Raw genomic sequence first — 12,847 nt, forward strand, 5'->3', positions numbered from 1 at the left:
TGGGAAGTCAGTCGATTTGCAAATGGGAAACAAATTTGGAGTTCAGATAACTTTCCAATGCGTCGGCCCCGCCCTCAGTGCCGTAGCCCGAGTCATTGATGCCACCGAACGGCACTTCTGGGAGCGCCAACCCAGGATGATTAATCGACATCATGCCCGAAGCGATATCATCGCCGATCCTTGCGGCGCTGGCTGCCGACCGGGTGAACCCGTATGCCGCCAGACCGAAATTCAGCCTGTTTGCTTCGACCATGATTTCGTCAATCGACCGCATCGGGATCATGAGCGCCAGGGGGCCAAATGGTTCGTCGTTCATGACGCGCGCCGATGTGGGCACATTGGAGAGGACCGTCGGCTGAAAGAAGAAGCCGGTATTGCCTATCCTTTCGCCTCCAGTCACCACTTCGGCTCCGTGCTGCACCGCGTCTTGAACGAACATCTCTGTCGCTTCGACCCGTCGCGCGTTGGCCAGCGGACCCATGCCTGTCTCTGCATCGAGCCCGTTGCCGATCCTGATCTTGCTGGCAGCGTCGCTGAACTTCGCCACGAACTCGTCATAGACGGGCTCCTCAACGAGGAAGCGTGTCGGCGCAACGCAGACCTGCCCCGCATTGCGGAACTTGGAGGCAACCATCGTCGACACGGCGCGTGACAGATCAGCGTCCTTGAGAACGACCACCGGTGCGTGACCACCCAGCTCCATAGTCACTCGCTTCATATGCTGGCCAGCCAGAGACGCCAACTGCTTGCCGACGGGAGTCGATCCAGTGAACGATATCTTCTTGATCACCGGATGGGGCACGAGATGCTGTGAGATTTCAGCCGGTGTTCCGTACAGAAGACCAATGACGCCGTCCGGCAAGCCGGCATCGATGAACACGCGTACCAGTTCGGCTGGCGCTGCAGGCGTTTCTTCGGCGGCTTTGATGATGATTGAACAGCCTGTGGCCAAGGCGGCGGCAAGCTTCCTCGCAAGCTGGCTGACGGGGAAATTCCAGGGTGTGAATGCAGCAACCGGCCCGACCGGTTCCTTAATCACGAGTTGGCGAACAGCGCTGGAGCGGGCTGGAATAATACGCCCATAGGTGCGCCGCGCCTCCTCGGCGAACCAATCGATGATGTCGGCGGCACTCAGCGTCTCTGCCTTGGCTTCGGCGAACGGCTTTCCCTGTTCGAGTGTCAGCAGTCGCGCAACATGCTCAGAGCGGGCTCTCAGCAGTTCGCCGGCTTGCCGCATCAACTTGGACCGATCGAACGGCGAGGTCGCGCGCCACGTTTCGAAACCCTTGCTCGTGGCCGCTATCGCAGCTCTAATATCAACCTCTCCAGCATGGGCGAACACGCCCAGCACCTCGCCAGTGGCCGGGTTGACGACGGGAGAGGTTCGGCCGTTGCTTGCCTGACGCCAATTCCCGTCGATATGCAAAAGAACGTCGTGATAGGCGATTTCGGTCGAGGGTAAAGGCTTGGTCACGTCTATATCCTCTTGGCTAATAGGGTCGCGGCCATTGAGTGGTTGGCATTGCACCCCGGTTTTTCGGGCATCCAGGTCGAGACTGGACCCACACTGTCTGCCAGCAGTGAGGGCTGCTTTCGGTTTTCACAGGGCGCGCAGGCGCGACGATGCTTCGGTTTGCTGGAAGAGGACGTGTGCCCAGCCGAACTCCGGCGTGGCGAGTTCGACAAGAAAAGGCCTGCGATACGCGGGTGTCGGGTCTCGTCGAATATCAGTGAGCTCTCCATCACCCAAACTTCCCGATTGGCGCGCCAGGTACGTCCATCCGGCAAGAGATCAGGGTTCCCTGGTCCGGCTTGCCGTTGCGGGCTGTCGAGAGCGACGTTATGAACAAGGTTCGAAGATCGCGCCCCCCAAAGCACGGCATCGTTGGCGCATCGGTGGGCACCGGCATCGAGGCCACGATGCCGCCGGCCGGTGAAATCTTGTTGACGCAGCCTGCTGTTACTCCGGCGCTCCAATAGAAGCCATCGACATCGACCGCGGCACCATCGGCCAGACCTTCTGCCTCACTGGGCGTGACCAGCACCCGCATTCGGGACATCTGGCCGCTGGCGGGATCGAAATCATATGCAGAGACCGAACCTCTCGAGTCAGCGTGATACATCGTTGTGCCGTCAGGGCTCCAAGCCAAACCATTCGACACGTTGATTCCGCCCAACATCCGAGTACACCGGCCGTCCGGCGTGATCCTGTAAAGTGACGCGGTAGGCAAGCGGGGAACGGAATCGTGCATGCTGCCCACCCAAAAGCAGCCGTCCGGACCGACTTTGCCGTCGTTGAGACGATTGATCGAGACATTCGGCTCAGGATGAACGAGAAACTCCAGCGATCGGGACGCCGGGTCGTAAAGGTGTACTCCGCTTCGAAGCGCGACGATCAAGCGTCCGCTCTGCGCCATGCCGACGCTGCCGACCGCCGCAGGCATCGGATGAGCGGTCAATTGTCCCGAAGCTGGATCGAGTTGATAGAGCGCCGGCGCCAAGATGTCGACGAACCAAAGTATCTGCCGGTCGTCGTCCCAAACCGGACTTTCCCCGAGGGCGAGTTCGAAGGAAACATGTCGCGTGAACGACTGGGTCGAATCTAAGTGCAAACGATACTCTCCTTCACCCCGCCGGCGGCAACCAGGAAGTGCAAAAAATTAGCACGTCCAGAATTTATATCAGCCGACGTAAGTTTGATATAGCAAATTTCGAACTTGTCGAGCCGATTTTGTCCTGCGACAGAACGAAATATGAGATGCAAACATCAAATTGCTACGGCCATCCGCCCTTCCGGTGAGGAATTCGGCGCCGCCGAAACACGTTCCGCGTTCAAAATGAACGCTGCGGCTCCGGGATTCCGAGTAGCTGCAAGGTTTTATTTTTTCTCCCGATGTGACTGCCTGACTCATAGTGCGACGCTTTGAGCCAGTTTCCTAAATATCAGCTTTGACCATTATGAAATATCGTATATGGTCGATCAATGGCGGAAACAGCATGAGGGACGCGGCTGCCGTGAGCGATTTATTGCACCTGAAGGACATCAGTATGCATTTCGGCGCTGTCATGGCGCTGGATCGAGTGGATATTTCCGTCGGTCGAGGCGAGGTGCTGGCCCTGCTGGGTGATAACGGCGCAGGCAAGTCGACGTTGATCAAAGTAATCTCTGGCGGACTGAAGCCGTCAGGCGGCAAGATCTTCTTCGAAGGCGAGGAGCGCGTCTTCGAGTCTCCTCACGACGCCAAGCAGATGGGCATCGAGACCGTCTACCAAGACCTCTCCGTTTGCCTGAATGCCGACGTTGTCGCGAATTTCTTCATGGGACGCGAACTCGCTCGCCGATTTCTTGGCATCCCGATTCTTCGGGAGGGCGAGATGAAGGCAATCACTGAGAAGGTGCTGAGTGCAGGAGGTACGCGCATCCGTTCTGTACGACTTAACGCAGAGCATCTCTCGGGCGGCCAACGTCAAGCGATCGAACTTAACCGCTTTGTCCACTGGGGTGGAAAGCTCGTCGTGCTAGACGAGCCATTTGCCGCGCTGGGCGTGGAGCAAGTGCGACGGGGCTTGGAAACAATCGCGCACGTGCGCGATCAGGGTATCGCGGTGATCATCGTCACCCACAATATGACCCATGCCTTCGAGATCGCGGATCGCATTGTAGTCATGCATCAGGGGCGGGTTGCAGGGAACGTGCCGACTGCCCAGACAACTCACGAGGATGTCATTCGAATGATTACCGGAGATGCGGCTCGCCGATCCGCATCCTGATCGTTTGTCCTCGGCAATAAGAAAACAGGGAGCGCAGCAATGAATTTTTCGAGAAGACAGATAGGCGGGCTTGCCTTGGCAGCCATGGCCGGACTGGCGTCCAGCCGCGTGTCGGCTGCCAGTAAAGGAAAGGTGTACTTCCTAATTCCTGATTCGGGCGGCCCGTTCTATCCGGCGTCCGCAAAGGTCGAGGCCGCCTTCCTTCAGCAGATCGGCTACGAGATGATCACCTTGGATGGCGGCAATAAGTCCGATCTGCAGCTGAACCAGATAGACAACATTATCAATCTAAATCCAACGGCGATCGTCCTCGCCGCCGTCGACTACGACGCAGCCGTGCCTGGCGTCGAGAAGGCTAGGGCCGCCGGAATTCCGGTGATCGCATTTGATCGCGAGATCAAGAGCACCAAGCTCGACTTTACCTCTGTGGCTGGCACAATTGAGATCGGCCGCATTGCTGGGGATGAGGCGATCCGGCTTCTCAAGGAGCGGAAGGGTTCGCTCAAAGGCAAAGTGCTGCAAATCATGGGAGATCCCGGCGACTCGTACGTTGTGGGCCTGGCAAAGGGTTTCGGCGAGAAGTTGTCGGGGCTTCCCAACGTGACGCTTATCACTAAGCCGACGCCGCAGTGGGAACCAACCAACGCCGGCAGCACGGCACAGAACCAGCTGCAGGCTAACTCCGACATCGATGTTATTTTCTATCACTCGGGGTATCTGGCGTCCGCAGTTCAAGGAGCGCTCGAAGCGGCCGGAAAGAAGCCAGGCGAGGTCATGTGCCTGGATGGCGACGGCGACCCCGGTGGATTGGCTCAGATTCGTGCCGGATGGCAGCAAGCGTCGGTTGCGCAGCCCATGTATGCGCAAGCATTGGCCGTGGCTGAGGTGTTGGATAAGCTTGTCAATAAACAGCCTCTCAACGTCGGCACTTATCAGGTTCTTGGCCTTGACGCTGCGCTGACGATCGAGTCATGGGGTCCTTATTTCAAGATACCTGGAAAGGTCGTGACAAAGGAAAATGTTGACGACCCGGACGTTTGGGGAAATGGCAAGATCCCGGACGTCAAGGTCACTCCAATCGGTTGACGTTTTGATTTGACCCCCTGGGGACCGAGTACGCTCGCTCGGCCTCAGGCTTGCTTTCGAGGCAACCATGACAAGTTTAAGTGACCAGGAGACCGTTCGCCCTCGGCAGATAGGGCAGGGAATGAAGCGGACGCTTATCGAAGCCGCACTCGAGAACATCGTATGGCTGATCCTGCTGACCATTCTTGCGGTGTTTTGTGTCGCAATTCCTGGTTATGCTCAATTCGGCATCTTCTTCAATATCATCGAGCAGGCCACGTTTGTCGGCATCCTCGCGGTCGGCCTATCGATCACGATCATCGCCGGGCAAATGGATCTGTCGATCGAGTCGACCATGGCTCTTGCCGCCATGGTTACCGCGACCTTGGTTAGCACCGGCCCGCTCGGATGGGGATGGGGGCAAAGCCCAGGTTGGCTGATCATTCCAGGGACGCTGGCGGTTGCTCTTGGCTTGGGCGTTGCCATCGGTCTCGCCAACGCCCTCCTCGTTATTAAGCTGAAGATCAATGCGTTCATTGCGACGCTCGCGACATATATCTTCCTTCGCGGCGCTGTCGTAGCGTTCAATGGCGGTTCGGCTGTATTTGGATTGCCCGCTTCGCTGAGGTCGATCGCCCTAGTCAAGTTAGCGGGAATCCCGCTCTTTGCCTGGCTGACGGTCGCCATTTTCTTGCTATTTTCATTCGTCCTGAAGAAGACGCCGTTTGGCCGCTATCTCTACCTTGTGGGCGGCAACCCCATCCCGCCATTCCGGGCCGGAATCCCTGTAGAAAAGATCGCCGCATGGAGCTTCGTGCTATCGGCTGCACTCGCGGCTTTTGCCGGATGGTTGCTCGCAGCTCGAACATCCGGGGCGACCCCGAACCTTGGTATTGGGATGCTGTTCGAAGCGTTTGCAGCGGTGGTCATCGGTGGAGTGAGCCTAAAGGGTGGCGTCGGCAGATTGTCCGGGGTCTTTGCCGGCGTGCTTCTATTGAGTGCAATCAGAACTGCGATCAACCTCCTTTCGATGCCGCCGCAATACACTCAGATGATTCAAGGCGCTCTGGTTCTCGCGGCGATGTTGCTGGATGCCCTGAAGACAACAGTCCGGAGGCGATACCTATAAACAGAATTGGCTGCGTGGAGGGCACTGTCTGTCAACGAGGAGGGCACAACTTCAGTCATCGACAGCGCTGGAGCGGTCATTGGTCCTGGCTTCGTTCTTCACAGCGAAGAGGACGGGGCTCCCACCGCCGGACTGGCGAGGCATCTATCATGGCGCGCTACTGAGTTTAGTTGGTTCTTTGGGAGAGGATGCAGAAGATCCGCTCTGACCCCTGCCGCGCGGCGAGAATCAGTGGCGCACCTGTGCCAGGGGCAGGGTGGGCAGCCTCCGGCGTGCGGTGTATCGCAGCGCGGTCCGCCGCCAGATCTGAGCGGCCCCGATAGCGTTGGCCCCGTAGCCAGCGTCGAAGGCAACGAGATGTCAGACAAGCTTAGACTGCGATTTCCAACGGAGTGCGACAATGAAGTTGCTGGACTTTAATGAAGCCGCGGGCCTCGAGCTTGATGGGAGCGTACGAGGCGTTCCGCCCGGGGTCGTGATATCGAACGGAAGGCTCACGGCGATGAATTGGTCGCCGCACGACGGCAGCATGACACTGCCCGTGCTGACGTTGGACGAGGAAGCTCTGTTATCTAATGCCACCAATTTCCTGCAATTCGCCGAGAACGAGAAAGTGCTCCTCGCGCCTCACGCCAAGACGCCCATGATGCCAGGCTTAGCGGCCTCGCTCATCACCGCCGGCGCTTGGGGGGCGACCGTGGCGAATGTTCAGCAGCTGTCTGCACTAATGGCTGCAGGCGTGAAGCGCATCATTTACGGAAGCCCCCCCGGTGGAATGACCGGCTGTACTCACCTGGCCGCGGCCCTGGCGCTCTTTCCGGACGTCGACGCGTATGTCTTCCTGGATTCGGTCGAAACCGTAAGGGCTCTGCACCGTGCCCTTCGCAAGAGAGGCGAGGCCAGAGCCTTCGGGTTGATCGAGGTCGGGTTCGGACGGACCGGCGCCAGAGACATCGGTACCGCCATGGCGATCCGCGACGCAATCATCGCCACGAATGGCGCGATCAGACTGGCAGGCGTCGCAACCTACGAAGCCGGCGCTGCGGCCGGAAGCGGCGTCGACTATCAGGTCGTATTTCGCCAGCTTTTTCGACTGGTTGCTGACGCGCATCGTTCGGCCAGAGAAGCCGTACCGTTGGGCGAGCACTTGATCATTACCGCAGGCGGCTCGAGCTATTTCGACGAGGTGATCGACGCTCTGCGGCCAGTGGCGGAAACTCAAGGCCCGACCTCACTGGTGCTGCGCTCCGGAGCCATCTTCTTCTCTGACGACGGAATGCAGCAGCGGGCTCTCGCGGCAATAGCAGCAAGAAGTCGCTATGGATCGATAGGAAATGCGATCAGGCCCGTGTTGTCACTTTGGGCGGAAGTCGTATCTCGGCCGGAAGCGGGTCTTGCCATAGCAGGGTTCGGAAGGCGCGACGCGCCAACCGACCAAGGGGTCCCTATCGTGCGGCAAATCTACCGTGATGGCGTCAAGGTTACCTCAGTAGATGACCAACTGCCGGTCGTCGCGAAGGTGAACGACCAACACGCCTTCATTTCCGGACCAGGCGTCGAAGGCCTCTTGGTGGGAGACATCCTTCAACTTGGCATCTCACATCCCTGCACGGCGCTCCAGTGTTGGAGCGTCGTCTACGGCACCGACGATCAATACCGGGTCCAATCCGCGTTTAAAACCCATTTTGGCTAAGGAAAAGGCCGGGAATGATTAGATCTGGCGGCGGGGGGCATGGGAGCGATCCTCGACTTGGAAAATCGGCCATCTGCATGTTCAACGATAGGCCGACGATGCTGAATTGATGCATTCCTTGACGCCCACCTTCGGTGGCTTGCCGTTCGTCAACTTCGAGGCCGCACCCGCCCATGGCTGGCCCGTCAACGCTCAGTGGACGCTCATTGGATCGGCAGACCTGCACAGGGCAGCTGATCCGTCATCGGGACTGCTCTAAAACATGTTGCGGCTGACTGCTGCATGTGGATGATCACAGACTCCGACAGTGAATCCTGCCGCTACAGGTTTTGAGAGGCACGAGATTGGGATTCTGGTATTGTGGTGCCCGGCTACGGGCAGGGAGAAATGATGCTTGCGACAAAGACGGATGTTGAACGCTCGGATGAGGAAACTGACGACCGCATAGGGTTGAATCGCGACAGCTTGGCTGATCAGATTTATGCCAAGCTGCGCAGTGCACTGATGACCGCTCGGTATGAGCCCGGTAGCCGTTTAAGCATCCGAAAGCTGGCCGCGACCTTTAACACCTCGCCGACACCCGTGCGTGAAGCAGTTATGCAGCTCGTAAGAGAGGGAGCACTGGAACTGCGGTCGGGTTACCAGCCTATCGTGCCGGTTCTCTCGATTGCACAGTACATCAAGATCCGCGACACTCGCATACCTCTTGAGCGGCTGGCAGCTGAACTTAGCACAGTCAATATTACAGACGAGGGTATCCGACACATTCGGGAGATCAATAACAAGTGGATGCAATTCGAAGCTGAGGGGGATTGGCAAGCGGCAATTGCTGCTAATCATGAGTTTCATTTTACGGTGTATAGGGCATCCATGAACGATATTTTGGTTCGCATCATCGAGAACCTCTGGATGTTGTCTTACCCAGTTGTCTATTATCAATATCGGAACATACGCCTGAGCAGGTCTGGAGTGCACCCACATCTGCTGCTGATCGACGCGTTGGAGCGGCGGTCTCCGGCCGAAGCAGGCGAAATGGCGGTGCGCGATTTGCGCGAGGGTTCTTCCAGGATTATCGAACTGCTCAATTCGAAGAGAGAGAATCCGAAACAGAAGGTGATATAAGGCCAAGGGAGCGGATTGCCCTAGCCGCCGGTTCGGCGGCTACTCGCCGCGCCTAAGGCCGGGTGGAGTTCGGCTGCGCGAGTTCTAAGGCTTTCGATGGCGAGATCATCATGATCGAAACTCTTACGTCGCATTCCCCAGGCATGCGGTCACAGTAAAGGGGGCGCCAACGCGGTTGCATGGGACGTTCCGTAGGCGATGCCACCGAAACCACGCACTTGTCGACGCCGAAGCTCGCCGATTTGCTCTCGTACCGACGCGGGCAGGTTGAAGTCACGACTCGGCGAGATTTCGTTGCCTCTACCTCGGCGGAGAGGGCACGAATAGCGTGCCTGATCGTGGGCGGGATATGAGGCTTGAGTAAGTCCAGCACTGCGCGGCGAGTTTGACGTCATGCGCAGTTTAGACGCATCGCTGCGGCGAGACCACAAAACTTGCTCGCCGACCAAGCAGCCATTTGGCGGTTTGAGCCGACTGGCTGCGTCCATCTGCCATGATTGTGCGCCGGAAGGTATAGGGCGGTCCCGCTTGTCAAATCGGCTACAACTGCGGTCGCAGCAATCGCCGCCTTCTTTGTCGCGGCGCCAGGCTCCCCTATGCAGCTTAGCAACTCCAGAGACATTTGATATATCGTGGACCACAATTGAAATTACGCCGAGCTGCTTGAGAGGAAAGCCCATTGCATTGGGAGCACTGCTTCCATTCGCGGACGTTCTCGATCATCCGGGCGTGGCCAAGCTCATCGGAATTGTATCGCAATTCCGGAGCCCGCTGTCTCGGGGTTCCATCGTTTACGAGGGGTTTACCGCGCGGCGGTTGTGCGCTGCCATTCGCGGGACGCAACATCAGTTGCGCTCCTGATGGATGTGATCCGCCCTCTTCAGATTGAAGGGCATGGCGTGCTCCCCGGCATAATCCCGTCATCGAGGTTGAAATTGCAAGCGCGTCGCCCAGCCTTGCGGCACACCGTGTGCCCCACTACTGAGCCAGAATCCCATCGTTTCAAGTTCTGTGTTGATATATCAAATGAGCGTTGCGCGGTACCGCCAAAAACGTCATTGCCAAAAGCGGCGATTATGATATACCAAAATGACAGACCCGTTGGGAGGACGGACAGAATGCCGCCACACTCGCAGTTGGCTAGGACGGGGCCGTCGCGCCGGCGCGCGCGTTCAGTCCCGCGTTAGCAGAATCTGCCAGTCACCGCTCGTCCGGCTTCTCCGAAGCATCCATGAAGCCATCGCCGGATGTTCACGACCAGCATCCGGTCCGAACGCCCGATACGGCCAAGTCAATGTTGCGCGGCCGACTGGCGAATGAAAAGCGCACAAACAAAAAAGGGGAAGACCATGAATATTTCCTTGAAATCCCGCCCTTACCCGAACGGGTTGAGGCTCGCCGCGATTGCCGCGTCGTTGATCGCTCCGGTCGCGGCTCCCACCTTCGCCTGGGGACAGGACAGGCCGCTCGTGATTGCCCGGAATCTAGACCTGAACTCACTCGATCCGTCGCGGGCCGGTTGCGACACGTGCATGATTTACCTGACGGCTACGTACGAAACGCTTGTTCATCTCGGCAAAGACGGGAGGTCCGTGGAGCCGGGACTGGCAGAGTCATGGGAGGCCAACGAGGACAACTCGGCTTTCGTGTTCAAGCTCAATCCCAAGGCCGTCTTTGCAGACGGTACTCCGGTGGAGGCAAAAGATGTCATCTGGTCCTGGAACAGGCTCATCAATGGCCAAGGCGGTAACGCCTGGACGCTGGGCACGATCAAGTCAATGGAGGCGCCCGACAGCCACACCGTCAAAGTCCAGCTGACCCAGCCGGATGGCGAGTTCCTTGGCAAGGTCATGGTGAGCAGCTCTGCGATCATCAATAGTGATCTGGCCGAGGCACACGGCGCACGGGCGGGGAAAGACGCCGGCACCGATCCTGCCGAGCCATGGTTCCTGTCCAACTCGGCTGGCAGCGGTCCCTTCGTGTTGGCGGCATACAGTCCCAATGCGGAGTTGCGATTGAAGCGGAACGATAAATATTGGGGGCAACCAGCAGGCGTCAGCGAGGTGCTCTTCAAGCAAGTGAAAGACTCGGTTGCGCAGGCGCAGTTGATCCAGAACGGTGATGTGGACATCGCGATGCAAATCGATCCTGACACAGCAAAGACTATATCATCCCCCGATATCGTCGTAGATTCTTTGCCATCGGCAAACTATATCTATATGGCGCTTAGCCCTGGGGCGAAGGCTAACCCCGTTCCCATGACGAAGGAAATTCGACAGGCGATCGGCTATGCGGTGGATTACAAAGGCCTTGTCGAGTTCACCGTCGGTGGCGCCGGTCGGCTGCAGCCGTCTCCGGTTCCGAACGAATGGCCAGGCACGCAAGGCTTGCCGGAGCCTGAATACAACGTCGAAAAGGCTAAGGAACTGCTGGAAAAGGCTGGATTGAAAGACGGGCTCGATCTTGAGGCGAAGTTTCCAAACATGAACTATTACGGGGTGGATATGTCCACTCTCATGCAGAAGCTTCAACAGGATCTGTCCAAGGCCAACATTCGTATCAAGCTTGAACCGCTGACCTTTCCAGTCTGGCTTGATACCGTCCGTGGAGACGGCACGCCACTGACCGCCTCATTCTATGCCCCTGACTATTATGGGACGGGGCAGTATATCGACAATTTTGGCATGATCCCCGGGACACGGTGGGCAAAGCGGTCAGGCGCCGAGCGCCTCGGATTGCTGAACGCCAAGGAGAAGGAACTGCTGGACAAGGCACTGGCGGCTCCCGAGGACAAGCGTGACGAATTCTTCAAGCAGGCTGCCCTGGAAATGACAGGGGATCGGATCATTATCGGCCTCGTCAATCCCGACAACATTTACGTCTATAACAAACACGTGCAAGGCGTTCGTTACAGCCTCAACGACTTGATGCCACTGCGTGAACTAAGCTTCAAGCAATAGGTTGGTACCGCCAACCCCCAGCCCGAGGATAGTCGATCGGCCGGCGAGGTGCTTCACCCGCCGGTCGATCAAAGTTTACCTGCGGGGCGTTGCGCCGAGACGTCGGCCGACATTGTCTGTTTTCAACCAGACAGAACATCTTGCTGTAAGCTGGCGCTGAATGCGGGTTCAATCGAGCGTTTGGCCGTTTTTCTGCTTCGCTGCCGTCTTCTTCTTGCCGAGCCGCTGCGTTTCCTTCAACTGTTGAAGGATCAGGTAGGAGCCTTCGCGTGTGTCGCGCAAGACGAGGTCGCCGACCTCGCTCGGCGACCTGCGCACGAGCGCATCTATGATCAACACGTGCGGATGCACCTTCGATGCCGCTTGCAGAATGTTTGGATACTGGTTGTTCACGAACGGTCCGGAAAGTAGCCACAGGTTTTCGATAACGTGAACCAGGACCTCGTTTCCTGACGCCCGGTAGATCGTAAAATGAAACTCCTGGTTAGCAGCAAGAGCAGCTTTCCATTGCTCCTGCGCCTCAGACTTCACCCAGGTATCGTGAAGTTCGCGCAGTCTTTGGATTTCCTCGTCGGTAATGTTAACCGCACCCAATTCGGCAGCAAGCCGCTCCAGCGGAGCGCGTGTTTCCCTGATGCTGATGTATCGCGGAATTGACAGCACTGGAACCCGCGGTTGGTATCCAAGCCGCAATTCCAAGGCCCCCTCCCTTACGAGCTGAACAATCGCCTCCCGGACTGGCGTTGGAGACGTATTGTAGCTGACCGCCAGCTTGCGGATGCTCAAACGGGCTCCAGGCCCGTAGAGACCTGTCATCAACGCAAGGCGCAGCCGCGCATAGATTTGTTCCGAAAGGCTATCGCGGTTTCGGTCGATGGCTTCGTCTGCCTCCTGGGCAGCGTCGTCGTCATCGTAGCTCTCGGTAACAGACATCGACTTCCTTTCCCAACGTTCAGCCGATCGGCTTGCCCTGACGAAGGGGCAATCCTTTGTGACCTTCGCTCGACACAGGAGTTTGCGCCAACCAGTATATTCGAAACGGCGGCAGAAACACCACAGAGATGTTTACAACGCCGATGGGCAGAGGCTTTGCCTTTACACTATCAC

General features: G+C 57.8%; 9 protein-coding genes. 6 read left to right on the top strand and 3 right to left on the bottom strand.

Annotation, left to right across the window (positions count from 1 at the left end):
* Positions 1–7: 7 nt before the first annotated feature.
* Entirely contained in the window at positions 8–1,474 is a 1,467-nt protein-coding gene (locus NKI20_RS25710; protein WP_352835598.1) for an NAD-dependent succinate-semialdehyde dehydrogenase, read from the bottom strand.
* 268 nt (positions 1,475–1,742) lie between these two features.
* A complete protein-coding gene (locus tag NKI20_RS25715) occupies positions 1,743–2,612 on the bottom strand; it encodes an SMP-30/gluconolactonase/LRE family protein (RefSeq protein ID WP_352835601.1) in 870 nt (289 codons plus the stop codon).
* Positions 2,613–2,997: 385 nt separating this feature from the next.
* Here NKI20_RS25715 and NKI20_RS25720 point away from each other — a divergent pair, with 385 nt between their 5' ends.
* The 6 genes from NKI20_RS25720 (at position 2,998) to NKI20_RS25745 (ending at position 11,740) form a co-directional block, all read left to right on the top strand.
* Positions 2,998–3,771 (top strand): ATP-binding cassette domain-containing protein, encoded by a 774-nt coding sequence (locus NKI20_RS25720; protein WP_352835604.1) that lies wholly within the window; start codon positions 2,998–3,000, stop codon positions 3,769–3,771.
* 39 nt (positions 3,772–3,810) lie between these two features.
* Positions 3,811–4,857 (top strand): sugar ABC transporter substrate-binding protein, encoded by a 1,047-nt coding sequence (locus tag NKI20_RS25725; RefSeq protein WP_352835606.1) that lies wholly within the window; start codon positions 3,811–3,813, stop codon positions 4,855–4,857.
* A 121-nt stretch (positions 4,858–4,978) separates the two neighbouring features.
* Positions 4,979–5,965, top strand: coding sequence for an ABC transporter permease (locus tag NKI20_RS25730; RefSeq protein ID WP_352835608.1), 987 nt, complete (start codon positions 4,979–4,981; stop codon positions 5,963–5,965).
* 400 nt (positions 5,966–6,365) lie between these two features.
* Positions 6,366–7,658 (top strand): alanine racemase, encoded by a 1,293-nt coding sequence (locus NKI20_RS25735; RefSeq protein ID WP_352835611.1) that lies wholly within the window; start codon positions 6,366–6,368, stop codon positions 7,656–7,658.
* 387 nt (positions 7,659–8,045) lie between these two features.
* The gene (locus NKI20_RS25740; protein ID WP_352835614.1) at positions 8,046–8,780 is read left to right on the top strand and encodes a GntR family transcriptional regulator; all 735 of its coding nucleotides are present in this window, start codon (positions 8,046–8,048) and stop codon (positions 8,778–8,780) included.
* Between the two features lie 1,349 nt (positions 8,781–10,129).
* Positions 10,130–11,740, top strand: a complete 1,611-nt coding sequence (locus NKI20_RS25745) for an ABC transporter substrate-binding protein (RefSeq protein WP_352835616.1) — start codon at positions 10,130–10,132, stop codon at positions 11,738–11,740.
* A 168-nt stretch (positions 11,741–11,908) separates the two neighbouring features.
* Here NKI20_RS25745 and NKI20_RS25750 read toward each other — a convergent pair whose 3' ends face one another.
* Complete coding sequence (locus NKI20_RS25750; protein ID WP_352726479.1) at positions 11,909–12,673, bottom strand: GntR family transcriptional regulator; 765 nt, start codon at positions 12,671–12,673, stop codon at positions 11,909–11,911.
* Between the last annotated feature and the right edge of the window lie 174 nt (positions 12,674–12,847).

Source organism: Mesorhizobium sp. M0830, from assembly GCF_040319965.1.
In the GTDB taxonomy this organism is placed as follows: domain Bacteria; phylum Pseudomonadota; class Alphaproteobacteria; order Rhizobiales; family Rhizobiaceae; genus Mesorhizobium.